Annotated in this window: 28 protein-coding genes and 1 pseudogene; 8 read left to right on the top strand and 21 right to left on the bottom strand. The window is 59.6% G+C overall.

Annotated elements, in window-relative coordinates; translation table 11 throughout:
• Positions 1-36 precede the first annotated feature (36 nt).
• From ACR0KW_RS09660 to ACR0KW_RS09645, 4 genes are all read right to left on the bottom strand, one after another.
• Positions 37-360, bottom strand: a complete 324-nt coding sequence (locus ACR0KW_RS09660; RefSeq protein ID WP_480804793.1) for a hypothetical protein — start codon at positions 358-360, stop codon at positions 37-39.
• A gap of 144 nt (positions 361-504) precedes the next feature.
• Positions 505-909, bottom strand: coding sequence for a DUF2147 domain-containing protein (locus tag ACR0KW_RS09655; protein WP_480804792.1), 405 nt, complete (start codon positions 907-909; stop codon positions 505-507).
• A 57-nt stretch (positions 910-966) separates the two neighbouring features.
• Entirely contained in the window at positions 967-2,772 is a 1,806-nt protein-coding gene (locus ACR0KW_RS09650; protein ID WP_480805057.1) for an ABCB family ABC transporter ATP-binding protein/permease, read from the bottom strand.
• Positions 2,773-2,851: 79 nt separating this feature from the next.
• On the bottom strand, positions 2,852-4,159 hold the full coding sequence (locus tag ACR0KW_RS09645) for a LysM peptidoglycan-binding domain-containing protein (RefSeq protein ID WP_480804791.1): 1,308 nt from the start codon (positions 4,157-4,159) through the stop codon (positions 2,852-2,854).
• Positions 4,160-4,285: 126 nt separating this feature from the next.
• Here ACR0KW_RS09645 and ACR0KW_RS09640 point away from each other — a divergent pair, with 126 nt between their 5' ends.
• The gene (locus ACR0KW_RS09640) at positions 4,286-4,837 is read left to right on the top strand and encodes an LOG family protein (RefSeq protein WP_480804790.1); all 552 of its coding nucleotides are present in this window, start codon (positions 4,286-4,288) and stop codon (positions 4,835-4,837) included.
• 44 nt (positions 4,838-4,881) lie between these two features.
• Here ACR0KW_RS09640 and ACR0KW_RS09635 read toward each other — a convergent pair whose 3' ends face one another.
• Both ACR0KW_RS09635 and ACR0KW_RS09630 read right to left on the bottom strand, forming a co-directional pair.
• On the bottom strand, positions 4,882-5,331 hold the full coding sequence (locus ACR0KW_RS09635; protein ID WP_480804789.1) for a host attachment family protein: 450 nt from the start codon (positions 5,329-5,331) through the stop codon (positions 4,882-4,884).
• 329 nt (positions 5,332-5,660) lie between these two features.
• Entirely contained in the window at positions 5,661-6,260 is a 600-nt protein-coding gene (locus ACR0KW_RS09630) for a superoxide dismutase (protein WP_480804788.1), read from the bottom strand.
• A 100-nt stretch (positions 6,261-6,360) separates the two neighbouring features.
• Here ACR0KW_RS09630 and ACR0KW_RS09625 point away from each other — a divergent pair, with 100 nt between their 5' ends.
• The 3 genes from ACR0KW_RS09625 to ACR0KW_RS09615 all read left to right on the top strand — a co-directional run bounded on the left by ACR0KW_RS09625 (position 6,361) and on the right by ACR0KW_RS09615 (position 8,105).
• On the top strand, positions 6,361-7,122 hold the full coding sequence (locus ACR0KW_RS09625) for an FkbM family methyltransferase (RefSeq protein ID WP_480804787.1): 762 nt from the start codon (positions 6,361-6,363) through the stop codon (positions 7,120-7,122).
• 102 nt (positions 7,123-7,224) lie between these two features.
• Positions 7,225-7,401, top strand: coding sequence for a hypothetical protein (locus ACR0KW_RS09620; protein WP_480804786.1), 177 nt, complete (start codon positions 7,225-7,227; stop codon positions 7,399-7,401).
• 272 nt (positions 7,402-7,673) lie between these two features.
• Positions 7,674-8,105, top strand: coding sequence for a hypothetical protein (locus ACR0KW_RS09615; RefSeq protein ID WP_480804785.1), 432 nt, complete (start codon positions 7,674-7,676; stop codon positions 8,103-8,105).
• 50 nt (positions 8,106-8,155) lie between these two features.
• On the opposite strand, the gene ACR0KW_RS09610 is transcribed toward ACR0KW_RS09615, so the two are convergent.
• The 4 genes from ACR0KW_RS09610 to ACR0KW_RS09595 all read right to left on the bottom strand — a co-directional run bounded on the left by ACR0KW_RS09610 (position 8,156) and on the right by ACR0KW_RS09595 (position 13,463).
• On the bottom strand, positions 8,156-8,722 hold the full coding sequence (locus tag ACR0KW_RS09610; protein WP_480804784.1) for a sarcosine oxidase subunit gamma: 567 nt from the start codon (positions 8,720-8,722) through the stop codon (positions 8,156-8,158).
• Positions 8,715-11,744: a sarcosine oxidase subunit alpha family protein gene (locus tag ACR0KW_RS09605; RefSeq protein WP_480804783.1), complete on the bottom strand. Its 3,030-nt coding sequence runs from the start codon at positions 11,742-11,744 to the stop codon at positions 8,715-8,717. The genes ACR0KW_RS09610 and ACR0KW_RS09605 overlap by 8 nt, the downstream gene beginning before the upstream one ends.
• 67 nt (positions 11,745-11,811) lie before the next feature.
• Entirely contained in the window at positions 11,812-12,141 is a 330-nt protein-coding gene (locus tag ACR0KW_RS09600; RefSeq protein ID WP_170325354.1) for a sarcosine oxidase subunit delta, read from the bottom strand.
• A gap of 77 nt (positions 12,142-12,218) precedes the next feature.
• Complete coding sequence (locus ACR0KW_RS09595; RefSeq protein WP_480804782.1) at positions 12,219-13,463, bottom strand: sarcosine oxidase subunit beta family protein; 1,245 nt, start codon at positions 13,461-13,463, stop codon at positions 12,219-12,221.
• Positions 13,464-13,658: 195 nt separating this feature from the next.
• Between ACR0KW_RS09595 and ccmI the strand changes: the two genes are divergently transcribed.
• The 3 genes from ccmI to ACR0KW_RS09580 are packed head-to-tail and all read left to right on the top strand — an operon-like array spanning position 13,659 to position 15,596.
• Positions 13,659-14,885, top strand: a complete 1,227-nt coding sequence (ccmI, locus tag ACR0KW_RS09590) for a c-type cytochrome biogenesis protein CcmI (RefSeq protein WP_480804781.1) — start codon at positions 13,659-13,661, stop codon at positions 14,883-14,885.
• Complete coding sequence (ruvX, locus tag ACR0KW_RS09585; RefSeq protein ID WP_170325357.1) at positions 14,882-15,346, top strand: Holliday junction resolvase RuvX; 465 nt, start codon at positions 14,882-14,884, stop codon at positions 15,344-15,346. The genes ccmI and ruvX overlap by 4 nt, the downstream gene beginning before the upstream one ends.
• Before the next feature lie 16 nt (positions 15,347-15,362).
• Positions 15,363-15,596, top strand: coding sequence for a DUF1289 domain-containing protein (locus ACR0KW_RS09580; RefSeq protein ID WP_170325358.1), 234 nt, complete (start codon positions 15,363-15,365; stop codon positions 15,594-15,596).
• A gap of 240 nt (positions 15,597-15,836) precedes the next feature.
• Here the strand turns inward: ACR0KW_RS09580 and ACR0KW_RS09575 are convergent, their stop codons facing one another.
• The 6 genes from ACR0KW_RS09575 to ACR0KW_RS09550 form a co-directional block, all read right to left on the bottom strand.
• The gene (locus ACR0KW_RS09575) at positions 15,837-16,565 is read right to left on the bottom strand and encodes a SpoIIAA family protein (protein WP_480804780.1); all 729 of its coding nucleotides are present in this window, start codon (positions 16,563-16,565) and stop codon (positions 15,837-15,839) included.
• Positions 16,566-16,601: 36 nt separating this feature from the next.
• Entirely contained in the window at positions 16,602-17,384 is a 783-nt protein-coding gene (locus ACR0KW_RS09570) for a hypothetical protein (RefSeq protein ID WP_480804779.1), read from the bottom strand.
• Positions 17,381-18,205, bottom strand: a complete 825-nt coding sequence (locus tag ACR0KW_RS09565) for a sulfite exporter TauE/SafE family protein (protein WP_480804778.1) — start codon at positions 18,203-18,205, stop codon at positions 17,381-17,383. Before ACR0KW_RS09565 ends, ACR0KW_RS09570 begins: the two co-directional genes overlap by 4 nt.
• Positions 18,206-18,232: 27 nt before the next feature.
• Positions 18,233-19,228 (bottom strand): tRNA dihydrouridine(20/20a) synthase DusA, encoded by a 996-nt coding sequence (gene dusA / locus ACR0KW_RS09560; RefSeq protein WP_480804777.1) that lies wholly within the window; start codon positions 19,226-19,228, stop codon positions 18,233-18,235.
• 452 nt (positions 19,229-19,680) lie between these two features.
• Positions 19,681-19,899: a GDCCVxC domain-containing (seleno)protein gene (locus tag ACR0KW_RS09555; protein WP_480804776.1), complete on the bottom strand. Its 219-nt coding sequence runs from the start codon at positions 19,897-19,899 to the stop codon at positions 19,681-19,683.
• A gap of 4 nt (positions 19,900-19,903) precedes the next feature.
• Complete coding sequence (locus tag ACR0KW_RS09550; RefSeq protein WP_480804775.1) at positions 19,904-20,227, bottom strand: hypothetical protein; 324 nt, start codon at positions 20,225-20,227, stop codon at positions 19,904-19,906.
• Positions 20,228-20,360: 133 nt separating this feature from the next.
• Here ACR0KW_RS09550 and ACR0KW_RS09545 point away from each other — a divergent pair.
• A pseudogene (locus tag ACR0KW_RS09545) lies at positions 20,361-20,723 on the top strand (MerR family DNA-binding protein); the annotation flags it as partial.
• A gap of 144 nt (positions 20,724-20,867) precedes the next feature.
• Here ACR0KW_RS09545 and ACR0KW_RS09540 read toward each other — a convergent pair.
• The 5 genes from ACR0KW_RS09540 to ACR0KW_RS09520 all read right to left on the bottom strand — a co-directional run bounded on the left by ACR0KW_RS09540 (position 20,868) and on the right by ACR0KW_RS09520 (position 23,758).
• The gene (locus tag ACR0KW_RS09540) at positions 20,868-21,344 is read right to left on the bottom strand and encodes a DUF411 domain-containing protein (protein WP_480804774.1); all 477 of its coding nucleotides are present in this window, start codon (positions 21,342-21,344) and stop codon (positions 20,868-20,870) included.
• 96 nt (positions 21,345-21,440) lie between these two features.
• Positions 21,441-21,929 carry a c-type cytochrome gene (locus ACR0KW_RS09535; RefSeq protein ID WP_480804773.1) on the bottom strand — a complete coding sequence of 163 codons (489 nt, stop codon included), beginning with the start codon at positions 21,927-21,929 and terminating at the stop codon, positions 21,441-21,443.
• A 4-nt stretch (positions 21,930-21,933) separates the two neighbouring features.
• Positions 21,934-22,833, bottom strand: coding sequence for a c-type cytochrome (locus tag ACR0KW_RS09530; protein ID WP_480804772.1), 900 nt, complete (start codon positions 22,831-22,833; stop codon positions 21,934-21,936).
• A gap of 9 nt (positions 22,834-22,842) precedes the next feature.
• Positions 22,843-23,397, bottom strand: a complete 555-nt coding sequence (locus ACR0KW_RS09525; protein WP_480804771.1) for a c-type cytochrome — start codon at positions 23,395-23,397, stop codon at positions 22,843-22,845.
• A gap of 55 nt (positions 23,398-23,452) precedes the next feature.
• On the bottom strand, positions 23,453-23,758 hold the full coding sequence (locus ACR0KW_RS09520) for a hypothetical protein (protein WP_480804770.1): 306 nt from the start codon (positions 23,756-23,758) through the stop codon (positions 23,453-23,455).
• Between the last annotated feature and the right edge of the window lie 61 nt (positions 23,759-23,819).

The raw sequence follows: 23,819 nt of genomic DNA, 5'->3' as shown, positions 1-23,819 counted from the left end.
AGCCCGAAGGCTCGCCATTTTTCGCTTTAACCTGTCTTAGTCGGTGAAAACGTATTCGCCCAGTTCGCATAGATCCAAGCCGAAGTCTTCGGCAGAGGATCCATCAGAAAACCCGCCACGAATGTCGTATACGCAGGTTTGCAGCCCGTCGGCGATCAATACGTCCGCCTCGTACCCCGGTGCAATGTAATCACCGCCGAGCAAGTTCGATTCCCAACTGTCCGACGAGCTTGGAGAGACGTTGAATTCAACCAGATCGACGCTGCTTTCGTTGGCCAGCAGAAATACAAGATCCTCGGCAGATGCGGTCGAGGCAAAAAGCGACGCCAGAACAAACGGCGCAGCAAACAACTTCTTCATTTGGTGTTTCCCTGATTTGTTTTCCAACACGAAACGATTGGTGCTACCGGTCATAACCGGAAGGCGCCATCGGGCAAACGACAATCGTCTGCGATCAAGCCGGGAACTGAAAGAATTCACAATCCAGCAACCGAGTCCTTACTTTTAGTTGGACAAACGGGTCCACGTCTGGTGCCCGCATATCGCGTGGTCACAGCCGCGTACGCGCAGGGTGTCCCCATTCAGCGTCATTTGCGGCACGACATCAACATTGACCATCGGAATCCAGAAATCCCCGCCGCCATATTTGCCGCCCCCTTCACTGGCGACATCCCAAAACAGCTTCTTGCCGATATTCGGGGTCTGCACCTCTTTGCCGGATGTGTCATAGGCCGACTGGATTTGGCCGCAGAATTTGTCTCCGCAAGCCGATATCTTGATATGAGAGATCAGCTTTTTCCGGTCCGGTTCGGTTTTCCAGACGCCGACGATTGGGTCAGCCGCCGCAAGGGCTGGCGTCAACAGGGCGAGCGCGGCTGCGATAAATGCAGGTTGAACGAGTTTTCGCATCACACCTCCTCCTATATCCGGCCATCATAGCACATCCGTGGACGCGCGCAGTGCAGGTCAGGCAGCCTGTGCGTCCGATTGCTGACGGCTCCACAACTGCGCATAGCGGCCTTCGCGTTGCAGCAGTTCGTCATGGGTGCCCTGTTCAAGGATTTCGCCCTGTTCCAGCACGACGATGCGGTCAGCCTCGGCGATGGTGCTGAGACGGTGCGCAATGGTCAGCACGGTGCGCCCTTCCCCGGCCCGCGCCAGCGCGTCCTTGATGTCCTGCTCGGTATCGGTATCCAGCGCCGAGGTCGCCTCGTCCAGCAACAGGATCGGTGGGTTCTTGAGCAGCGTGCGGGCGATGCCGACCCGTTGCTTTTCGCCACCGGACAGTTTCAGGCCACGTTCGCCCACTTTGGTGTCATAGCCTTCGGGCAGCGTGACGATGAAGTCGTGAATCTGGGCGGCTTTGGCGGCAGCCTCGACCTCTTCCTGCGAGGCACCGTCGCGGCCATAGGCGATGTTATAGCGGATGGTGTCGTTGAACAGTACCGTGTCCTGCGGCACTACGCCGATGGCGGAATGTAGGCTGTTCTGCGTCACGTCGCGTACGTCCTGCCCGTCGATCTTCAGCGCCCCGCCAGTCACGTCATAGAACCGGAACAACAGCCGCCCGATGGTGGACTTGCCCGAGCCCGTCGCCCCGACGATAGCCACCGTCCGGCCCGCTGGTACGGTCAGCGACACACCCTTGAGGATTTCCCGATCCGCGTCATAGCCGAAATGGACATTCTCCAGCGTGACCTCTCCGCCATTGACTGCAAGATCCGGCGCGTCGGGTTTGTCGGTAACCTCGGCGGGTTGCTCCAACAGGTCGAACATCTGCCCCATATCCACAAGTGACTGACGGATTTCCCGGTACACTGTGCCCAGAAAGTTCAATGGCACGGTGATCTGGATCATGTAGGCGTTGACCATGACGAAATCGCCCACGGTCAGCGAGCCATTCTGAACCCCGATGGCAGCCAGAACCATCACCCCAATCAGCCCGCAGGTGATCAGAAAAGACTGGCCAAAGTTCAGGAAGGCCAACGAATAGGCCGTTTTCAAAGCCGCCCCTGCATAGGCTTTCATCGACACGTCATAGCGCGCAGCTTCGCGTTGTTCGGCGTTGAAATACTTAACGGTTTCAAAGTTCAGCAAGCTGTCGATGGCACGTTGGTTGGCCTCGGTGTCCTGATCGTTCATCTCACGCCGCAGCTTTACGCGCCATTCGGTGACGGCGAAGGTGAACCAGATATAAAACCCGATGGTCACCGCCACGACGACCAGATACCAGACATCGAATAGCCACATCAGGATGATTGCCACAAGCAGCAGTTCCAGGATCAGCGGCCCGATCGAGAACAGCAGGAAGCGCAGCAGGAACTCCACGCCTTTCACGCCGCGTTCGATGATCCGGCTGAGGCCGCCGGTGCGGCGCGTCACGTGATAGCGCATAGACAGTTGGTGGATGTGCTGAAACGTCTCCAATGCCAGCGCCCGCAAGGCGCGTTGACCCACCGGCGCAAAAGCCGCATCGCGCAGCTGTTGAAAGCCCACGGTCATCATCCGCGCCACGCCATAGGCAACGGTCAGGCCAACAGCGCCCAATGCCAGCGGCGGCACACCCTCACCAGCCAGAGCGTCGACCGCGCCTTTGTACAGGATCGGCGTGTAGACCGCGATCAGCTTGGCCAGCACCAGCATACCAAGCGCCAGAACCACGCGGCGTTTGACCCAAGGCTCATCCTCGGGCCAGAGATATGGCGCAACCTTGCGGATCGTGCGCCAGCCGGAGCGGCGCTCGTCTGTTTTGGGCATGTCGTCGGAATGCATCGGGGCTGTTCGTCTCATCACGTACCTGATCTGCGGTCAGAGATAGCCCCTAGCCCGGAAAGGGCCAGAGGCAAAAGGTTTATTCAGGGATCGTGAAGATCTGACCGGGATAAATCAGGTCAGGATCGCGGATCGAATCCCGGTTGGCTTCGAACAGCCTCACATACAAAACACCGTCCCCGAACCGTTCGCGGGAAATGGCCCAGAGCGTGTCACCCTCCTGCACGGTCACCGAACGGATCGGAGGTGTATCGGGGTCAAGCTCCGGCTCATCGGCCGCCTCAGCCGCGCGCAGGACCTCTTGCGGCTCGCGTTTGAACGGGGTTTCAAGGCGGCTGATCACTGTGCCATCTGCGCCGACCTCATCCACGCGCAGGGTATAGACGCCGGGCTCGATACCATCCAGCTCACTACGCCATTTGCCGTCTTCGGCGGGGGTCAGGTCATCCACCAGCCGGTTGTCCAGATACAGCCGTACGACCGATCCATCCGGCACCCGGCCCGTCAGTTCGACATCGCCGGCATCGGAATAGCCGATCGTGTCCAGAGCAACCTGATCCGGTTCTTTCGGTTGCGCAGTTGGTGCTTGTACCAGTTCGACGCCGTCCTCACCCGACCGCAGGATAGCGACGCCTTGGGCCTGAGCGTCTTCACCCGTCGCTTGCGCCGATTGTTCAGTCTCAGCCTCGGGTTCGGAGACGTCGGCTGTTTCAACAGGTTCAGGCGCATCGGTTGTCTCAATCGGCTCAGCCACGTCAGCTGTTTCGGCTGCTGCCACGTTTTCCGTTTCCGCATTCTCCGGCTGGGTAGTTTCATTTTCCGCCGTTTCGGCGGGCGCTGTGGGCTCTGCCACCGGTTCCGGCTCTGGCAGAGCCGCGATGACATAGTCGTCCGAGCGCACCGACTCATCGCCCTGCGTTTGCAGCGTCAGGCCGCGTGCGGTGTCAGCAAACGGGATCGACAGGAATTCGGCGAACTGGCCGCTGGGGTCGACCGTGAAACTGTGGACCGGCTCACCATCCAACAGCACGTTCACCTCGGCACCGGGTTCTGCTGAGCCGGACAAAACCGCATTGCCGTCCGGCTCGACAAATATCTGATCCAAAGTGGGGGTGACAGGCGGGGCGGCCTCTGCCGTATCCTCCTGTTCAGCAGTGGACGCTTCAGCGGCAGGCGCTTCGGCCTCGGGTTCTTGTTCGGCTGGCTCATCCGGGGTGCTGTCTTCGTTGCTCTGAACTGCAACCTCGACCTGCGGCGCTGGCTCTTCAGGCGCGTCTGCACCCATACGGGACAAGAACAACCCGCCCGCTCCAACTACTACTACGATACCGGCGATCACCCCCCAGACAACGCTACCAGAGCTTCCGTTTCCCGACTCGGCGTTCATTCTTTTCCTTTCACTCCGCAGCGCAAGTGCCTTGGCTATAACACATTCTGCCTGACGGTTGAGCCAATCTATCAATCCCGCTATCAGGGGTCAAAACCCACGGCGCAACCCCGGAGAGCGTTCACCATGACTCAGAAATCTGTTTGTGTGTATTGCGGGTCACGCAACGGCGCCAATTCCGCCTACTCTGAAGCCGCCAAGACCTTTGGGACCCTGCTGGCGCAGGAAGGCTGGCGCCTTGTCTACGGCGCCGGGGATGTGGGCCTGATGGGCGAGGTCGCGCGCGCCGCTCAATCCGCCGGGGGCGACACGTTCGGCGTGATCCCGGTTCACCTGCTGCGGCGCGAGGTCGGCAAAACCGATCTGACCCGTTTCGTGATCACCGAGACGATGCACGAACGCAAAAAGGTCATGATCATGAATGCGGATGCGGTGGTAGTCCTGCCCGGCGGCCCGGGATCGCTGGACGAACTGTTCGAGGCCCTGACATGGCGTCAGTTGGGCCTGCATGAAAAACCCATTCTGGTGATGAATGTGGATGGCTATTGGGATGCGCTACACGATCTGTTGCAGCAGGTCATCGGTCGGGGATTTGCCGACGGATCGCTGGCGGAGTTTATCACCTGGGTCGATGACCCAGCACACGCAATGTCCACTCTGCGCGGCTTCCTAACCTGACGAGTGAACGGGCGGTGTTGGACCGCCCGTCGTAATTCTGTCGCCTAGGTGGCCGGGCTAAGGCGGCTGATCAGCAGCTTTTCAACCTTGTGAATGGGGTGATTGGTCAGGGTCTTGTCGACCTCGGCCACGACCTTGGCCAAAACCTCGCTGTGTAGACGGCGGCGCAGAAGGCCCAGAACATGCGGGCTGGCGACCAGAACCAGACGGTTGAATGCCCCCTTCAGCCCCTTGCGGTTCAACAGATTGGCAACATCCTGAACAAACAGGGACTTCGCGTGGGATTTCCAGTTTGGCTCTTCAACTGCCGATTTCTGGTTCGGCCCACCGTCGAAACGCCGCCCTGCCCGGTCGGTCGGGCCTGTGGACGCATCCTGTTCCTCGACCGAGACAACGACCAGATTGGGGTCTTCGGCATCGGTGATATTCTCGACAAACAACGCCTTTTCCCCATCGGCAATGACAACCCATGTTCCCTGCTCAAGTGCGACCATCGTGCTCTCCTTGTAGTGGCTGTAACAGCCGTCTCTTTTCCATCAGGCAAAGGCTTACCGTGACGCGACCAGAGTGATCCGGTGCGTTGCCTGATTATGTTTCAACTGGTTAGCGGTCTCTCCCTCCGCCTCACCTAAGGTAAGTACTGTCGGGCGAGGTGCAATCCCGTCTCAGGATGAAACTTTCTTCATCGGCGGGATTTCTCCTGTCAGACCGGCACCTGTTCCAAGATTTCGACCTGCGATCTGATACGCCTGTGTCCGGCAGCAAAAAGGCCTGCCAGCGTCACCGCCAGCAGGCCCTTGTTGACACCTTATCGGGTCAAAAATCACATCCGCGAAGCGACGTTTTCCCAGTTCACCAGGTTGTCGAGGAAGTTCGACAGGTAAGCCGGACGCTTGTTGCGGAAATCGATGTAGTACGAGTGCTCCCACACGTCGCAACCCAGCAGAGCGGTCTGGTTGAAGCACAGCGGGTTCACACCGTTCTCGGTCTTGGTCACAGCCAGCGAGCCGTCAGCGTTCTTGACCAGCCATGCCCAGCCCGAGCCGAACTGACCAGCACCAGCGGCGCTGAACTGCGATTTGAATTCATCAACCGAACCAAAGCTTTCGACCAGAGCCTTTTCCAGCTCACCGGGCATGGCGTTGTCGCCGGGGCCCATCATTTCCCAGAACTGGTTGTGGTTCCACAGCTGGCTGATGTTGTTGAAGATGCCGTTCTGCGCGACGGCATTTGCGTCATAGGTGCCAACGATGATCTCTTCCAGCGACTTGCCGTCCCACTCGGTGCCGGCGATCAGCTTGTTGCCGTTGTCGACATAGGCCTTGTGGTGCAGGTCGTGGTGATATTCCAGCGTTTCCGCGGACATACCCTTGGCTGCCAGCGCGTCATGTGCATAAGGAAGATCAGGAAGTTCAAAAGCCATCTCGGCCCCCTGTAAAATAAAAGTTGCGGTTCCCAAGGGTTAAATGCTTTGGCAAGCGCCGCAGGTCAAGGGCAGAGATCACAAAACCCGGAGGCAGGCGATGCTGACACAGGCGCGCAAGATGTTCTACCGCGCCCGCGGATACTATGCGGGCAATCTGAACGATGAGCCGTTTCGTCTGGACCCCTACCACTCGAAATTCTGGCGCAAGGCCTCTTCCGGTGCATGGGAGCCGGAAACCTTCGCCGTGCTGGACAAATACCTGTCACCGGACAGCGACTATCTGGATATCGGCGCCTGGATCGGCCCCACGGTCCTGTACGGTGCCCGCAAGGCCCGGCATGTCTGGTGTTTCGAGCCCGACCCCACCGCGTTCCGACATCTGGCGTGGAATCTGGACCTGAACGGCATCCACAACGTCTCGGCCTTTGGGGTGGCGTTGTCGGACCGGTTCGGAGTGGCCCGCATCGCCTCGGTGCGCGGAGAGCCGGGCGATTCCACCAGTTCCCTACTGCATGACGGCGCGCATGGTTCCGATGCGTTGACCATCGCGTGGGATCAGTTCGAGGCCACAAACGATCTGTCGGGCGTATCACTGGTCAAGATGGATATCGAGGGCGCCGAGTTTTTCGTATTGCCCACCCTGATCGAATGGCTGAAAAAACAGCGCCCTACTCTGTTCCTGTCATTACATTCGCCGATGTTGCCGGAACAAGACCGGCTGAAGCGCACATCTGAACTGCTGCAGAGCCTTTCCTTTTACACGGAAATCTTTGACGAAGCCGGGAAGCCGGTAAGTGCTCGGGAATTGCTGGAACCACAGGAATTGCTGCGGTACCGCGCAATTATACTGCAGAGGTAGACTGCGGCATTTCGCCTTCGCGCTAAGCGTGTGAATACGGTTGTTTTTTAAAGCTTTTTATTCAATCCAGGATGGAAATTGATTTCCCATAGCGAGAAAGAAATGAAACGTCTTTTGGCATTGTTCGCCGCGGCATTCGCTGCCCACACCGTCGCGGCTGAAGAGCTTATTTATCACTGCAAAATTAAAGGCCGCGACGGCTGGATTGCACCGGAATATTACTTTCGTCTTGATCCCGAAACAGGCAAGGCGCAGGTCATCAACGGGTATCACGACTAGACAGATGCCAACCTTAAAGCCCGCAATAACAGCACGTACCAAGTGACTTGGAGGGTCACACTCCCAAGTTCGCAAGGTCAGGCCATTCGGATGCGATATCAGGCCAACCTTAATCAGAAGAAAAACACGATCAAGGTGCGGGGCACTTTCGGCAACGTCAGCGCATCAAACAAACCCTACGGAACCGGAAATTGCGCCGTCGTCGAGCAGGAACCGGCCTGGATGAAACAGAGCTAATTGCCTTCTGTAACTAAATTCTGAGGGTAACCTGTGTGAGTCGAAAAACCCTGCAACATTCTGCATTGCTGAAACGGTTGCTGCCGTTGGTTTGCGGCGCAACGATGACAGCGCAAATGGCAATTGGCGAGCCGTTGATCTATGAATGCGCCATACAGAACCAAGAAAGCCGTGGCTGGATTGCACCGCAGTACGTGTTCAGAATTGACACCCAGCACATGAAAGCAGACCACGCGACAGACGTTTACGGCTTTACACCAACCCGGGTTAGAAGAAACCGGAAAGGTCATTACCTCCTTTACTGGCAAAGCCGACCCACAGCCACGAATGGCCAGCAGTTTTGGATAGACTACTTCGCCAGGATCGATCCGGAAAGCAATTCCATCGGTCTGCGCGGCACCTTCGTTCGGCGCTGGCTGGAAAACCCTCCAAAAACATTTGGAAAGTGCAAAATCCGGCGCAGTTGAATGCAAAAAAGCCCCGAGCACTCGGGGCTTTTTCATGACTTGCAGCCGGACTAGTAAACCCCGACCTCACTGCCGGGCTGCGCCGCAACCTTAAACAGTTTGAACGCGTAATCCGCGGCCGATCGGAAACAGACGACGCGGAAGGTTTCGGCATCGTCCATCCAGAACGCGCCCGCCACCTGTGCCAGACGCGAGCGGCGGATCTGGCCGGGCTGGAACGCTTCGACTGACAGCTCAACCGGCGCGACCTTGCCCATCACCTCGCGCGCGCTTGCGCCCGAGATACGGAACACGGCGCGCGCGTCCGAAACATTGACGGCCAGCGCATGGGTGCCGCTAAGCGCGTTGTTCATTGCAGTCAGCCTGGCCTCGACCTCGGCATAAGGAACAAGCACCAGCAGCTCGTCAGTGGACATCCAGCAGACGCCGGTATCGCCATTGACCAGAGCTTCGCGCTGACCGGGCACTTTCTGCCCGGTTGCGTCCTTGACGGCCTTGGCCAGCACCTTGTCCGACAGGTCGCCGCGCAGGGTAATCATCCCCTGCAGGCCGCATTCCTCGACCTTGACGATGCCATCATAGCTGGCGTGGTTCAGTGCGCTGATGGGTTCAGACATTCTGCTTCTCCCCGTCTTTGTCGAAGAAGATCGGGTCAACGATCTTGGCTTTGTAGGTTTTACCATCGGTGCCCGGGAACTCGACGATCTCGCCCATGCGGTCGGGACCGTGCTTGATCAGGCCCATGGCGATGCCTTTGTCCAGGTTGGCTGAATAGTAGGTCGAGGTCACCCGCCCAATCATGTTGCGCTGACCGTTGGCGTTGACGCCGTCGCTCACTGCGTAAGCGCCGTCCGGCAGGACAGAACCATCCACAGTCTCGAGGCCCACCAGTTTCCAGCGCTCGGGATCGGCCATGTGGGTGCGCGAATGGGCGCGTTTACCGAGGTAGTCCTCTTTCTTTTTCGAGAGCGCCCAGTGTAGCCCCAGATCCTGCGGGATCACGGTGCCGTCGGTCTCGTCCCCGATCATGATAAAGCCCTTCTCGGCCCGCAGGATGTGCAGACATTCGGTGCCGTAAGGCATGACACCGAACTCCTGCCCTGCCGCGATCAGCGCATCCCAGAACGCCTGACCCTGAGACGCAGGAACCGCGATTTCATAGGACAGTTCGCCCGAGAACGAGATGCGATAGGCCCGTGCGTCGAACTCACCGATCTTGCCGTCACGCCATTCCATGAAGGGCAGCGCCTCTTTCGACAGATCCATGCCACCGCCCGCTTGCGCGTTCAGCTTCTCCAGCACCTTGCGGGCGTTGGGGCCGACCACGGCGACCTGAGCGTATTGCTCGGTCACGTTGGCGACATAGACTTTCCAGTCCCACCACTCGGTCTGCAGCCATTCTTCCATGTGACCATGGATGCGCTCGGCTCCGCCGGTGGTTGTGTGGCACAGCCAGGTGTCCTCATCGATGCGGGCAACAACACCGTCGTCGATCAAGAAGCCGTTTTCCGAACACATCAGGCCATAGCGGCATTTGCCGACCTTCAGCGTGGACATCATGTTGGTGTACAGCATGTCCAAGAACTTGCCAGCATCCGGGCCTTTGACGATCAGCTTACCCAGCGTCGAGGCGTCCAGCAGGCCGAGGTTTTCGCGGGTGTTCTTCACTTCGCGGTTCACGGCGTCATGCACGGATTCACCGGGACGGACATAGGCATAGGTCCGGCGCCAATGGCCGACCGGCTCCCAATCGGCGCCGTTCTTGTCGTGCCAGTTGTGCATCGGTGTCTGACGGATCGGCTGGAACACCTCACCACGGGCTTCGCCACCAATCGACGCCAGCGAGATGGGCGTATAGGGCGGACGGAATGTGGTGGTGCCCACCTTGGGGATTTCCGCATCCAACGCATCAGCAAGGATCGCCAGGCCGTTGATGTTGCTCAGCTTACCCTGATCGGTTGCCATGCCCAGCGTGGTGTAACGCTTGGTGTGTTCGACGCTTTCATAGCCTTCACGCGCAGCCAGTTGGACGTCGGAGACTTTGACGTCGTTCTGGAAGTCCAGCCAGGACTTCATGCGCAGGCTGATCTCGGCATTCGAGGGCATCAGCCAGACCGGTTCCATCGCAGCCTCGGCCGTGGTTTCCCCTTTCGGAGCGTCTGCCGTCTTGGGGGTGAAACCCGCGCCGTTGGCGGCAGCTTCACCTGCGGTTTGCGCGTCTGCCAGCACATCACCCAGCGCCAGCGGTCCGTTGGCGGAACCGGCGGCAACCACAAAGCCTTCGCCATTCGCGCCCAGCGGCGGACGTTCGGCGTCGGGACGGAAATGGGCGTTCGCCTCATCCCAGATCAGCTTGCCGCCGCAATGCGACCACATATGAACGACCGGAGACCAGCCGCCCGACATGGCAATTGCGTCGCATTCAACTTCTTCGCGAGCGCCGCCGATGCCTTCCTGATTGCACAGCGCGACCTTCTTGACGCGCTTGCCGCCCTTGACCTTGGCGATCGCCTTGCCCGGGTCGACCTGGATGCCAAGCTGACGCGCCTCTTCGGCCAGAGGACCAGCCGCGGCCCGTGCATCAACGATGCGCAGAACGTCTACACCAGCCTGTTTCAGAGTGATCGCGGTGCGATATGCGTCGTCGTTATTGGTGGCAATGATTACGCGTTCACCCGGGGTCACACCCCAGTTCACCACGTAATCGCGCATGGCTGCGGCCAGCATCACGCCCGGCACATCGTTGCCTGCAAAAGACAGCGGACGTTCGATCGCACCTGTGGCGGTCACAACCTGCTTGGCGCGGATGCGCCACAGGCGGTGACGCGGGCCCTGAACGCCGGGGGTGTGGTCGGTCAGGCGTTCATACCCCAGCACATAGCCGTGATCATAGACCCCTGCCCCCATGCAGCGGATGCGCATGGTGACGTTGTCCATTGCTTCGAGTTCGGAAACCAATTGCTCCACGAACTTATCCACAGGTTCGCCATCAACGGTTCCGCCATCAACCGGAGCACGGCCACCCCAATGGGCGGTCTGCTCGATCAGCATGACCTTGGCACCGGATTGCGCGGCAACTTTCGCGGCCTGCAGGCCAGCGACACCGCCGCCGATCACCAGAACATCGGTGAAGTGGTAGAAGTGCTCATAGGTGTCCGCGTCGCGGCTGTCCTTGTCGGGCGCTTTGCCCAGACCGGCGGACTGACGGATGAACGGCTCGTAGACGTGTTTCCAGAACGGTTTCGGATGGATGAACGTCTTGTAATAAAAACCGGCCGGCAGGAAGCGCGCGAATGCAGTGTTGACCGCGCCGATGTCGAACTCGAGGTTCGGCCAGTGGTTCTGCGAGATCGCGGTCAGGCCGTTGAACAGCTCGGTCGTGGTGGTGCGCTGGTTCGGCTCGAACCGGTTACCCTGCCCCAGACCAACCAGAGCGTTCGGCTCTTCGGCGCCGCTGGCGACAACGCCGCGCGGACGGTGATATTTGAACGACCGGCCCACCATCATCTGATCGTTGGCCAACAGGGCCGAGGCGAGCGTGTCGCCCTCGTAGCCCTGCATCGATGTGCCGTTGAAGGTAAAGGTGACCTGTTTTGACCGGTTAATCAGCCGGCCCTGTTTTGCGAGACGGGTGCTCATGTTGCGGACCTTTCGCAGGTGGAGGCATCAAAGCCTCCGGCGGGAATAGTTTTGAAAAGACGAAGCATCAGGAGAACTCTCTCCATGTCCATCCCGGACGTTTGGCGGTGATGGCGTCCTTGATCTCTTGCGGCGGCTCGGTGGTTTGGGCCGAGTACGTGCCGAACACTTCAAGAGTGTTCGTGCAACGGGCAGCGTGGAACCACTTGCCGCAGCCATTCGCATGGCGCCAGCGTTCAAAGTGAACACCTTTGGGGTTTTCACGCATGAACAGGTAGTCGTGGAACTCGTCATCCGATGAGCCCGGACCGAAACGCTTCAGATGCGCCTCGCCACCAGCGGCCAGTTCGGTTTCTTCGGCGTCAACGCCGCAATACGGGCAATTCAGGATCAGCATATGGTCATCCTTTTTGGCGGTCGGTCGGCGCAATGGCCGACCTGAATTCTGTTAGTGGGCAACTTTGGGCAATGCCCTTAGTGCGCCACCCCGGCGGCTACGCTTTCGTCGATGAAGCGGCCCTCTTTGAAACGGTCCAGCGAGAAGGCTTCGGTCAGCGGTGAATGGCCTGTGGCCATCAGCTGTGCCATTCCCCAGCCGGACCCCGGGATTGCCTTAAAGCCGCCTGTGCCCCAGCCGCCGTTGATGAAGCAGCCTTGCAGCGGCGTCTTCGACAGGATGGGCGAGCGGTCGCCGGTCATGTCCACGATACCGCCCCACTGGCGCAGCATCTTCAGGCGCGAGATCATCGGGAAGGTCTCGACCAGCGCGCGGACGGTTTCCTCGATATGGTGGAAGCTGCCGCGCTGGGTGAAGTTGTTAAACCCGTCGGTCCCGCCGCCGATCACCATCTCGCCCTTGTCGGACTGAGACATGTAGCCGTGCACGGTGTTGGCCATCACGACCACGTCCATGCAGGGTTTGATCGGCTCGGACACCAGAGCCTGCAGCGCGATCGCCTCCAGCGGCAGACGGAAGCCTGCCATCTCGGCCAACTGGCCCGAGTGACCCGCAACGACGATACCCAGCTTGTCACAGTCGATCGCACCTTTGGTCGTATCGACACCGACAACGCGGCCGTTATCCGAACGAACACCGGTCACTTCGCACTGCTGAATGATGTCCATTCCCATGGCCGAACACGCACGGGCATAGCCCCAGGCCACGGCGTCGTGACGGGCGGTGCCACCGCGTTCCTGCCACAACGCACCCAGAACCGGATAGCGCGGGCCGTCGAGGTTAATGATCGGCACCAGCTGTTTCACACGCTCGGGCGTGATCCATTCGGTCTTCACACCCTGCAGAGCGTTGGCGTGCGCCGTGCGCTGATAGCCGCGGATTTCGTGCTGGGTCTGGGCCAGCATCATCACGCCGCGCGGGCTGAACATGACGTTATAGTTCAGGTCCTGGCTCAGATCTTCATAAAGGCTGCGGGCCTTTTCATAGATTGCCGCCGACGGGTCCTGCAGATAGTTCGACCGGATGATGGTCGTGTTCCGGCCGGTGTTACCGCCGCCCAGCCAGCCCTTTTCGATGACGGCGACGTTCTGGATGCCGTAATTCTTGCCAAGGTAATAGGCGGTCGCCAGACCATGTCCGCCAGCGCCGACGATGATGACGTCATAGCGTTTCTTGGGTTCGGGCGAGCGCCACGCGCGCTCCCACCCGGTGTGATAGCGCAGGGCCTCCCGCGCCACAGCAAAGGCTGAGTAGTGTTTCATGAGCGAATCCATCCGGTTCGGTGATTGGCGCAGATATGCCGTGTGCCGACAGTTTAGCCCTGCCACGCAACGCCACAATATCGAACTATTGCGACATCCGGCCTATTATTGCGACATGAAGTCCTCGCGCGGCCATTTGCCCCTTTTGTCGCCCCGCCGAGAGGTCTAAGTCAGGGCAGCCAAATCGGAGAAACCATGTCGTTCCTGGTCGTGACAATTCTAACCGCGCTGCTGACGGCGCTGATCCTGGGCCTATCGTTGCTGCGCGGTCGCAAAACGCGCGAGCCTGCCGCAGCCTATGACCTGCGTGTTTACCGCGAGCAATTGGCCGGCGTAGATCGGGATCTGGCCCGAGGCGTGATCGGCAAGGCCGACGCCGAGCGGGTGCGGACGGAAATCTCACGTCGCATTCTGGCCGCCGACGCACAGATGCAGGCCGGGACCAAACAGGCCGGGGCACCGCTGTGGGCCACCATTGCAGCCTTTGTCGTCATTGCTGCGGTCGTGATTGGTGGTGGTATTGAAATGTACCGCCAGATGGGGGCCGCCGGGCTGCCGGATCAGCCTCTGTCCCTGCGTAAGGAGCAGGCCGAAGCCCTGCGCGCCGACCGCCCCAGTCAGGCCGAGGCCGAAGCTGCTGCGCAACCTGCCGAGTTGCCGCAGTTGGATGAAAGTTATGCCAATCTTTTGGGGCAGTTGCGCGACACTGTTGCAGAACGCCCGGATGATCTGCAGGGCCATATCCTGCTGGCTCAGCACGAAGCGAATGCAGGCAACTTTCCGGCCGCTTACAAGGCCCAGAAACGCGTGATCGAGCTTTCTGGCGACGCGGCCCCGGCCGATGCCTATTCGCATCTGGCCGAAATGCTGATCCTGTCTGCGGGTGGTTATGTCTCGCCCGAGGCGGAAGAGGCTTTGAAACAAGCCCTGCAGCGCGACCCGCGCCATGGTCCTGCGCAGTATTATCTGGGGCAGATGATGGTTCAGATCGGACGCCCCGACGTCGGATACCGCATCTGGGTGGATGCCCTTCGCGATGCCCCTGCAGGCGCCCCGTGGGCGGATGCCATCCGCGTGCAACTGGACGAGCTGGCCTTCCGCGCGGGTGTGTTCAACGCACCTGACATCCCCGCCCCTGCCACTTCCGGCCCAAGTCAGGAAGAAATGGACGCCGCCGCCGCGCTAACGCCGGAAGAGCGGCAAGAGATGATTAAGGGCATGGTCAACCAACTGTCTGAACGCCTTGCCAGCGAAGGTGGCTCGCCCGAAGAATGGGCTCGCCTGATCGCAGCGCTTGGTGTTTTGGGCGAGGGTCAACGCGCCATCGATATCAAAAACGAGGCGATGGAAGTCTTTGCAGGGAATGCCGAGGCGATTGAACTGATCGATGCCGCCGCATTGCAGGCCGGGATCGCGCAATGATCCACGACGCGTTCGAGGACTTCGCTGCTTCTCTGCCACCGATGACCGCATTGATGGGGCTGGATTTGGGTGAAAAAACCATCGGCGTGGCGGTCTCGGACCGGATGCGCGGCGTGGCCAGCCCTCTGGAAACCGTGCGGCGCAAAAAATTCTCGCTGGATTCCGCCCGTCTGATTGAGATTATCGCAGACCGCGAGATCGGCGGCATCATCCTTGGCCTGCCGAAAAACATGGACGGAACCGAAGGCCCCCGCTGTCAGTCGACCCGCGCCTTTGCCCGCAACCTATCCCGCCTGACCGAGGTTTCGATCGGCTTCTGGGACGAGCGACTCAGCACGGTTGCGGCCGAAAAGGCACTTTTAGAGGCGGATACGACACGAAAACGTCGCGGACAGGTTATCGATCACGTCGCTGCAGGCTATATCCTGCAAGGAGCGCTGGACAGGCTGCGCTTTCTGTAGCGGACGGAGTACGCCGATGACAAACATGGTTTGGAAAAGGAACGAGGTCGAAAGTCCTTGCGTCCAGATCTGTGTCGTACACCCGACGGAACGCATCTGCACCGGCTGCTACCGAACGATTGATGAGATTTCGCGCTGGTCCAAAATGGACGCCACCGAACGTGCGGGGATCATGGACGAGCTACCGTCGCGCAAACCCCGTCTGGCCAAGCGCCGTGGCGGCCGTTCTGCGCGTGTGAGTAACGCGTAACATTTTCCCGCAGATCAGCGTGGACTGAACCAGCGCCGCTGCAGGCTGGTGTGAACTTCGAGGGGGTCAAGTTCGGACACTTGTGGTGAGTGAGTGGCAGTCCACAGCGGCGCGCTTCAGAATATGTGTCCTTCCGCAGTGGTATGGTAGAAGAACACGACCTGTGTAACCTTTTTTTGACCAATCAATCAAGAATAACGAAACTTACCCTTACGTAAACGTGAGCCGTTCTTTACGGTCTCACCCAGCGGCAAGCCAGGACTTGGCGTTTTCGATCTCTTCCGTTGGAAAGAACTGGGTGCGTGTCCCCAAGATATGACTGGCCGCTCTCTGTGCGATATGCTGCCAGGTTTTGTCCCCCACGATGGCCGCGCGATTCAGCAACCCGGCGTGTTTTCGCACCAGTTGGAAGTGCGACGCCAGCGCCGTAAGCCCCTGCCAGCCATCAAATTCGCGCAGATCAACCAACAGCCGGAACCCGCTTTTGCCCGCCAGAAGGTTGTCCAGTTCCAGTTCGGCCCGCGTATACTCCACAGGGTCCAATTTTCCCAACAGGCTGACCTGAACGCAAGGGCTGCCCAGGTCGATCACATGGATGGCGCCCAGAGATTCGCGCATCCAGCGGCGCGCGGCCTCCAGTTCGGACAGCTCGAAAACCTGAACCGGGCATGGCAGGATCGGTGAGGCCAACCGGATACCGGTCTGCACCCAGCTCTGACCCGCAGCCACGGCGATGCGGTCGAACCCGCGCCAATGGCTGAGGCCCAGCTTGGTGTCCGCCCAGGCCGCGCCCAGATCGTAGCCTTTGAACTCCGGTTGCACCACGGCCAACAAACGCACCGCGTCATGTTCGGCGAGCGCAGCTTCGATCGCGGGGACCAGAACCTCATTATAGTCTTTGCTGGTCACCTCGCCGGACAGCTCAACTTCGAGCAGCGCTCCGTCGGAATTCGTGTGGACCGTAATCATCTGACAAAACCTCCAAACCTTAATAATGGCAGGACGTTAGGCGGTTTCGATCCATTCGGCTACTCCCCCGGCGCATTCGGGGCGGAAATAGGCGATCATCCGTCCATCCGGGCCGGCCGAGGCCCCCTCGCCCCACGGCGCGACGCCGTGCAGGCAGTGGCGGTGCAGCAGATAGGCCTCGCCCGGTTTGGCGGGCAGTTCAATGCGCGGGCAGGCTTCAAACACTTCGCGGCGGGCGGCTTGATAGATGTCAGTGATGTCGACCTGATGAAGGGCGTCTCTGGGATGCCCGTCCAAAGCGCTGGCAAACGCCGCACGCAAAATTTTGTGGCTGCCCTCCCACAACACCATCGGCGCGGCGTCCGTACTGGCGTCTGTCAGGGGGATGCCCAGTATCCATGCATGAGGCTCATCAACCCGCCGTCGCCGATCCGGCCCCATGGGACGCAGCCCGTCCACATGGGCCGCGTCGCGTTTCAGGCGATACCGCCCCGCGCTTTCGCTTTCGCCGCGCCGCGGACGCGGATATCCGGGATAGATCACCGACACCTGCCCCTTGTGCAACGGAAGCTCTCCGTACTGTTGGATGACAAAATCCATCGCCAGACCAGACAGGGCACCTGACTGCCCGACCCGGCCTTGCGGGTCATTGTTCAGGGCGTCCACGCCGATGAACCACGTCCCTTCGCAATCCATCCATTCGGCGTGGGCCGGGTCGGTAACCGACGCCCGAGCGGCAGGCAAGGCATGCCCGACCCAGTCCGCCAGCACTGGATCGAAGGGGAACTTGACCCAACCCTTTTCGTGAAAATCATTCATAGTCCAAGCGCCTTGCGCAGCATGTTTAGGGCGACCAGTGTCAGGAACACCGCAAAGACGCGCTTGAGCGGCTTCGGATCCATCGCATGGGCCAGCTTCACGCCCCAGGGCGCGGTGATCATGGTCATGGCGACGACAATGGTAAAGGCGACCAGATTGACCGCGCCGATGGTCAGCGGCGGGCGGTGTTCCGGTGCGATATCCAGAAATAGAAAGCCCAGAACGGAAGGAACCGCAATGATCACGCCGAACCCGGCTGCGGTGGCAACGGCGCGGTGGATGGGCGTGTTGAACAGGCTCATCAGCGGCACGCCGAAACTGCCGCCTCCGATCCCCATCAGCACCGACAGAAACCCCACGGATGGGGACAGCACCGCACGGCGCATACCCTTGGGCATGGCATCCCCCAGCCGCCATTCGGACTTGCCCAACCCAAGATAGGCCCCGATGACCATCCCCAGCAGGCCAAACAGCGCTTGCAATGCCTCGGTCCGCAATGCCGAAGCGACCGTTACGCCGATGATCGCGCCCACGGCAATGCCCGGTCCCCAACTGCGCAGGATATCCCAATCCACCGCGCCCTTCTTGTTATGCGCCATCACAGATCGCAACGATGTCACGATAATCGTCGCCAGTGAGGTTGCCAGACACAGCTGCATCAGCTGAGGGCCGCCATAGCCAAGGGTCTGGAACGCATAGAAAAACGCAGGCACCAGCACGATGCCCCCACCAACGCCCAGCAGTCCGGCCAGCACTCCGGCCAGCGCCCCGATCACAAGCAAAAGGCCCAGCATCTGGGCCAGCAACAACGTCTCGGGCATCATCCCCCCTTACCGATCTTCGTTCGTTCAGACCTCGGCCAGAGGCGCCACGCGCTCTAGCGCTTGCAGCATTACCTCGGGGCCTGCACCCTCATGTACCGCACCTTCGGACAAGGCCCGCCGCCACGCCCGCGCACCGGGACGCCCGGCGAACAGGCCCAGCATATGACGGGTGATTTGGTGCAAGCGTCCCCCTTCGGCAAGGTGACGTTCGACATAGGGCACCATTTTTTGAACAACTTCAATCGGGTCGATCACCTGCCCGGTTCCAAAAATCACCGGGTCAGCCGCGGCCAGAATATCTGTTGGCTGGTGATAGGCCGCGCGCCCGATCATGACGCCGTCCAGCCCGGCCTCAAGATGCGTGCGCGCCTCATCCAGCGAAGCAATGCCACCGTTGATCGAGACATGCATATCGGGAAACGCCGCCTTCATCCGGTACACCAGATTATAGTCCAGCGGCGGAATATCCCGGTTTTCCTTCGGGCTCAGCCCCTGCAGCCATGCCTTACGCGCGTGGATCGTCACCCGCTGGCACCCCGCAGCCCGGATCTGTTCCAGAAACGCGGGCAGCACCTCTTCGGGGTTCTGTTCATCCACGCCGATGCGGCATTTCACGGTAACGTCGACATCCACCGTTTCCCGCATTGCGGAGACGCATTCGGCCACCCGGCCCGGGTCTTTCATCAGCACAGCCCCAAACGTGCCGGATTGCACCCGATCCGAGGGGCAACCGCAGTTCAGGTTGATTTCGTCATAGCCCGCATCCGCCCCGAACCGGGCCGCCTGCGCCAGCTCTCCCGGATCAGAGCCGCCGAGTTGCAGCGCAATCGGATGCTCTTGCGGATTGTAGTCCAGCAGGTGCATCGCGCCACCCCGCACCAACGCCGGAGCCGTCACCATTTCGGTGTAGAGCAAGGCTTGCCCGCACAGCAGCCTGTGCACATAGCGGCAGTGCCGGTCGGTCCAGTCCATCATGGGCGCCACGCTTAAACGCGCTGCCTTTTGTGCGTTATTTTTCAAAGCGTTAACTCCGCGTGCCTCTAAGTGTCGTGTAGCGCGATTTCATTGGATTTCGCGGTATTTACAGGGTTTTACGATTCGAGCGTGCTGCGGTGTAGCACATCCAGCGAACACAGACAGCGGCCCGAATGCTGCTGTCTCCTGATCCGTCCCCCTTTTCCATCGTTCCTTTACCCTCCGAAAATCGGCTAACAAACCCCAAGAACTTTTGGGTGTCCGAGCCGTCGCCCATTACAGAAACCAAGTTGGAGTGTTTTCCAGAACAAATTCGACGGCACCACACAGTGCCTTCTCGCGGCCGTTTCCGATCGGAATGCTCGCCAACCCGCTATCGCTCAGAAGGCCCTCGAACGCCGGGAGTCCGATGCCCTTTGCATGTGACACCCCGCCAGCAGGGTCCAAGATATCCTGTATTCTCGTTTACGACCGCTCTGCTTCCAATGCCTTTCGATTTAATCACAACAGGCTTCGCCCCGTTGAATGGGCGGGCACGGTACGGTGGCATAAGAGCAGTAAACACAGCAGTCGCCGTCAAGCGGCCTCAGAACTGTCTTGCATGATTTGCATTCGTAAAACCACTGACAGGCGTCAACTGGCATTTTCTCAGTTTCGGCGTGCCCACATTCCGGACACGTTAATGTGCTTTCCAACACTACGGTTTGCTCTGTCATTGTCTCACATCTGTAGGATTAAATAATCGTTGATCCGGGCTTCGTTGAGCGCGATTGCCCATGCCAGTGCTGTCATTGCCGTGCTTCCGACTAGCCACCATTTCAACCGCGCAATCGACCCGCGTCGATAAGTGACCAGCCAAGACACCGCGGCCAAAGTTGTTGATATTGCGAGCACGTAGAAACTTGCCGCTGCAATGTCACCGAAAACGGCCAGCCAACTGCCCCCCAACCCCAGTAGCATCATAACCATAGGCAAGACACAGCAGGTCGCCACACCCAGCGCTGACAACGATGCTATGTAGCTAAGGCCAAGGTGTCTCTGCATTCCGTTTCTCCAATGGTGGGCACGGGCGGCGTTGTGGTCGTAACCATGGCCTGTATAATTTCTGTAGTCGCTACAGGATCAAGAAGGATAGTTTCACATGTTTGCGATCGGAAATGCTTAACGGCTAAGCGGCGTCGGAATTGAAACGATCCGCTACTATGAGCGCGAAGGAATTGTGCCAAAGCCCGAACGGGCGCCGAACAATCGGCGCATGTACTCAGCACATGACGTTGGTAGGCTGCGTTTTCTAAAGAAGTGCCGCGATTTAGGTTTCCCGCTCGCAGATGCAAAGACACTCCTTGGTCTGTCTGAAGGAGGTGATGAAGACTGTCAGGCCGTAAAGGAAGTGGCAGAACTCCATATTTGCAACGTGCGCGAAAAAATAGCCGAACTTCGACGTCTGGAAGCCGCGCTGACTGAACTCACGGCCAACTGTGACAGCGGAAATCTATCCTGCCCAATGCTCTCTCAACTACGGACCGTACAAGATCGCTAGCAGTCTGCTTGCGAACTCGCTCAAGTGAAAGCAGGTGGTTTTTCCAAGGGTTCTGAAGCGCGGATGGATTGAGCCGCAACAGGTTAAATGTTTCCCTAGGATCTGAAGGGCGGAGCAGACGCCCCGCCCAGAAGATCTATCCGGTCATGCTGCCTCGTAGTGGTTGAAGACCTCTGTGCTGCCATCGTTACGGATCAGGAAAACTGAATAGGCCTCCCGCTCGCTCTCCGGTCCCATGCCGGGTGAGCCGAAGGGCATACCTGGTACGGTCAGCCCGACCGCATCAGGGCGTTCGGCCAACAAGCGCCGGATATCGTTTGGCGGCACATGGCCTTCGATGACGTAACCCTCGACCAGACCGGTGTGGCAGGACGCCATCTCCTCCGGGACCCCCTTGGTGGTTTTATATTGCGACAAAGTCTCCCACGAGGCATTCTGCACCACCATCTTGAAGCCTTCGCGTTGCATGATGTCGATCCATGCGCCGCAGCACCCGCAGTTCGGGTCCTTGAGGACCTCTACCAGAGGATTGGCGGAAGCAAAGGCCGGTGTGGCCAAGGCGACGCCGGAGGCGCCGAAGCCAGCCAGAAACAGGCGGCGGTCGAGTATCGGGTTGGTCATGTCATTTCCTTTCCGTTTTAGCGCCCGCAGTACGACGACGAGTTTTGTAATCGAGACCGCAAGCAAGTGTCATGATTTGTGTCAAGCGGGCGGTCCTTAGCCGCCCGGTTTCTGTTCGCTTTCGGTGCGCACCGCCTGCATCTCACGGATGCGCTCGGGCCAGGTGGATTTGATATAGGCCAGAATGTCCCAGATCTGCTGGTCGCTCAGGCTATCGCCAAATCCCGGCATACCGCTGGCAAAGTCGGACACGCCGCGCACTTCCAGAGCCGCCGCGCCGCCCTGCTTGGTGTAGTCGAACAGCAGCGCGTCGCCGTGGTGCCATGTATGGCCGGTCTCATCATGAGGCGGGGCTGGCAGCGTTCCGTTGTCATTCGGGGCGCGCCAGTTGGGCTGCCCCTCAAGATTGGTGCCGTGGCAGGACGCGCAGAACTCGGCGTACAGCACCGCCCCCTCCTCGACATCAGAACCTTTGGGTTGCTGCATTGGTCCCGCCTGTGTTTTTGACGGCGACAGCCAGGTGACTGCAGCGCCGGCCACGACAATCCCGGCCAAGACAAATGCAAAGATCGTTCTGGTTTTCATTGCCTCATCCCCCTTCATGTTCGTCCATCAGATAGGTCGCGATGGCCACTCGGTCGGCCTCGGTCAGGAAACTGGTGCCGTAGAGCACGACCTCGCCCATCGATCCGCCAAAGGCGTCCCCTTCGGGAGTAATGCCGGTGCGCAGGGCGTAGGCCAGGCTGGCCACGTCCCATCCCTTGTCAGCCAATGTCAGGTGATCGATGGCTGGTGCTTTCTCACCGCCTGGCAGCGCATCGCTGCCCCTGAAGTGCTCCGTGTCCGACTTGCGCGCGCCAACGAGGTTGCGCGGCGTATGGCAGGCCGCGCAATGAGCGGCTCCCTCGACCAGTTCGCGACCCCGGTTCCATATCTCGTCCTTATCTGCCGCAGGCTCTGTTCTGGGAGGTTCCAGAAAAGCCGCGCGCCAGAGTTTCAATCCCCAGCGCTGGTTGAATGGAAAGTCCATCTCAGGCGACTGCGATCGGTCAGGAACCGCTGGCACGGTTTGGAAGGCAGCCCAAAGATCGGCGATCTCCTGATCCGAGAAATTGGCATAGAACGGATAGGGAAACGCCGGGTAATAGGCGTGCCCCTCGGGCGAGACCCCTTCGCGGACGGCGCGGGCGAATTGCGCCTGCGTCCAGCCTCCGATCCCGTGATCCGGGTCGGTGGTCAGGTTCGGCGAATACAACGTGCCGAACGGGGTTTCCAAAACCACTCCACCCGCCAAGGGTGCTCCGCCTTTCGCGAAATTGGTATGGCATGAAATGCAGCCGGACGCGCGGGCCAGATAGGCGCCGCGATTGACATCCCCCGTGAGAGGAATGTGAACAAGAGGCTGGCCAATCGGCCAGGCCATCAGGCCGGCAAGACTGACCGAAGCGACAACCGCGCCTGCCAGCCCAATACGATAGAGCTTGCGCATCGTCCCGGCCTATTTCTCGACCCGAAAGCGTGTATGGCAGGCCGAACAGACCTGCCCCATCATGGTGAAAACCCCATCGGCCGGCATCTGAGCAAGGTCCATCATGCCACCGCCTGCTCCGGTGCCCATCATGTCACCGCCCATCATACCGCCGGCAGCATTTGTTTCACCCGCCATCATCAACCCGTTTTCGGAAGCGTCCGCCAATCCGTCCGCCATCACACGCAGCTGATCGGCCATGGCCGAAAACGCAGCCCAGTCCTGCCAGATCTCTGGCTTCGCCTCGCTTGGCGCATCAAGGCTGCCTTCGGGGAACAGTCTGGTCAGGGCTTCACCGGCATGTTGGCTGATATCCTCCGCGCGTTCTCGCACAACGGCGGCGTCATAATCGACCTGCCCCCGCATCATCGGCGTCAGCACTTTCATCGCCTCTTTCATCACGCCCATGCCGTCCATGCGTTCCTTGACAACGCCGGTAGCTCCGCCATGCGCAAACACCGATTGGCTTGCCACAGCCAGACCGGACGCAACGACCGCGCCCAACAACAGATTTTCAGTTTTCATTGGATTTCCCAGCCTAAGTTATCTTTTTACACCAAACGGTGTCTGCAGATAAAGATCAGATCAGGGTTTTGGGCGGCGGTGGATCGAAACTCGAAACCACCGGAATGCCGTTCGTCTCGCGCGGCAGACGATACCGTTCGTTGCACCCCAACAACTCTGCCGTCAGAATCGATTGCTGGATGATCGCAGGACCACTGCAAAACGCGCCACTATGACAATGACCCTGAAGGTCCTTTGCGGCATGTTCACCGTGCGTTTGAACCTCGGCGGAAACTACGGCAAGCTCGTGTTTTCCGTGTGCCTGAGCTGCACCGCCGAACAAAAGCAGAGCGGCGGCAAACACGCCAACCGCGACGAGCATCAGCCCGATCCATCTGCGACCGTCCAAGGGCACCGTTCAGTTTATCCCGATTTCTCGTTTC

It is taken from the genome of Ruegeria sp. CG11 (assembly GCF_056537245.1).
This window is presented reverse-complemented; position numbering and strand designations above follow the sequence as displayed.

Coding starts and splice junctions, on each gene's coding strand:
- ACR0KW_RS09660 (WP_480804793.1), bottom strand. CDS start 360: ATGAAGAAGTTGTTTGCTGCGCCGTTTGTTCTGGCGTCGCTTTTTGCC.
- ACR0KW_RS09655 (WP_480804792.1), bottom strand. CDS start 909: ATGCGAAAACTCGTTCAACCTGCATTTATCGCAGCCGCGCTCGCCCTG.
- ACR0KW_RS09650 (WP_480805057.1), bottom strand. CDS start 2,772: ATGCATTCCGACGACATGCCCAAAACAGACGAGCGCCGCTCCGGCTGG.
- ACR0KW_RS09645 (WP_480804791.1), bottom strand. CDS start 4,159: ATGAACGCCGAGTCGGGAAACGGAAGCTCTGGTAGCGTTGTCTGGGGG.
- ACR0KW_RS09640 (WP_480804790.1), top strand. CDS start 4,286: ATGACTCAGAAATCTGTTTGTGTGTATTGCGGGTCACGCAACGGCGCC.
- ACR0KW_RS09635 (WP_480804789.1), bottom strand. CDS start 5,331: ATGGTCGCACTTGAGCAGGGAACATGGGTTGTCATTGCCGATGGGGAA.
- ACR0KW_RS09630 (WP_480804788.1), bottom strand. CDS start 6,260: ATGGCTTTTGAACTTCCTGATCTTCCTTATGCACATGACGCGCTGGCA.
- ACR0KW_RS09625 (WP_480804787.1), top strand. CDS start 6,361: ATGCTGACACAGGCGCGCAAGATGTTCTACCGCGCCCGCGGATACTAT.
- ACR0KW_RS09620 (WP_480804786.1), top strand. CDS start 7,225: ATGAAACGTCTTTTGGCATTGTTCGCCGCGGCATTCGCTGCCCACACC.
- ACR0KW_RS09610 (WP_480804784.1), bottom strand. CDS start 8,722: ATGTCTGAACCCATCAGCGCACTGAACCACGCCAGCTATGATGGCATC.
- ACR0KW_RS09605 (WP_480804783.1), bottom strand. CDS start 11,744: ATGAGCACCCGTCTCGCAAAACAGGGCCGGCTGATTAACCGGTCAAAA.
- ACR0KW_RS09600 (WP_170325354.1), bottom strand. CDS start 12,141: ATGCTGATCCTGAATTGCCCGTATTGCGGCGTTGACGCCGAAGAAACC.
- ACR0KW_RS09595 (WP_480804782.1), bottom strand. CDS start 13,463: ATGAAACACTACTCAGCCTTTGCTGTGGCGCGGGAGGCCCTGCGCTAT.
- ccmI (WP_480804781.1), top strand. CDS start 13,659: ATGTCGTTCCTGGTCGTGACAATTCTAACCGCGCTGCTGACGGCGCTG.
- ruvX (WP_170325357.1), top strand. CDS start 14,882: ATGATCCACGACGCGTTCGAGGACTTCGCTGCTTCTCTGCCACCGATG.
- ACR0KW_RS09580 (WP_170325358.1), top strand. CDS start 15,363: ATGACAAACATGGTTTGGAAAAGGAACGAGGTCGAAAGTCCTTGCGTC.
- ACR0KW_RS09575 (WP_480804780.1), bottom strand. CDS start 16,565: ATGATTACGGTCCACACGAATTCCGACGGAGCGCTGCTCGAAGTTGAG.
- ACR0KW_RS09570 (WP_480804779.1), bottom strand. CDS start 17,384: ATGAATGATTTTCACGAAAAGGGTTGGGTCAAGTTCCCCTTCGATCCA.
- ACR0KW_RS09565 (WP_480804778.1), bottom strand. CDS start 18,205: ATGCCCGAGACGTTGTTGCTGGCCCAGATGCTGGGCCTTTTGCTTGTG.
- ACR0KW_RS09555 (WP_480804776.1), bottom strand. CDS start 19,899: ATGACAGAGCAAACCGTAGTGTTGGAAAGCACATTAACGTGTCCGGAA.
- ACR0KW_RS09550 (WP_480804775.1), bottom strand. CDS start 20,227: ATGCAGAGACACCTTGGCCTTAGCTACATAGCATCGTTGTCAGCGCTG.
- ACR0KW_RS09540 (WP_480804774.1), bottom strand. CDS start 21,344: ATGACCAACCCGATACTCGACCGCCGCCTGTTTCTGGCTGGCTTCGGC.
- ACR0KW_RS09535 (WP_480804773.1), bottom strand. CDS start 21,929: ATGAAAACCAGAACGATCTTTGCATTTGTCTTGGCCGGGATTGTCGTG.
- ACR0KW_RS09530 (WP_480804772.1), bottom strand. CDS start 22,833: ATGCGCAAGCTCTATCGTATTGGGCTGGCAGGCGCGGTTGTCGCTTCG.
- ACR0KW_RS09525 (WP_480804771.1), bottom strand. CDS start 23,397: ATGAAAACTGAAAATCTGTTGTTGGGCGCGGTCGTTGCGTCCGGTCTG.
- ACR0KW_RS09520 (WP_480804770.1), bottom strand. CDS start 23,758: ATGCTCGTCGCGGTTGGCGTGTTTGCCGCCGCTCTGCTTTTGTTCGGC.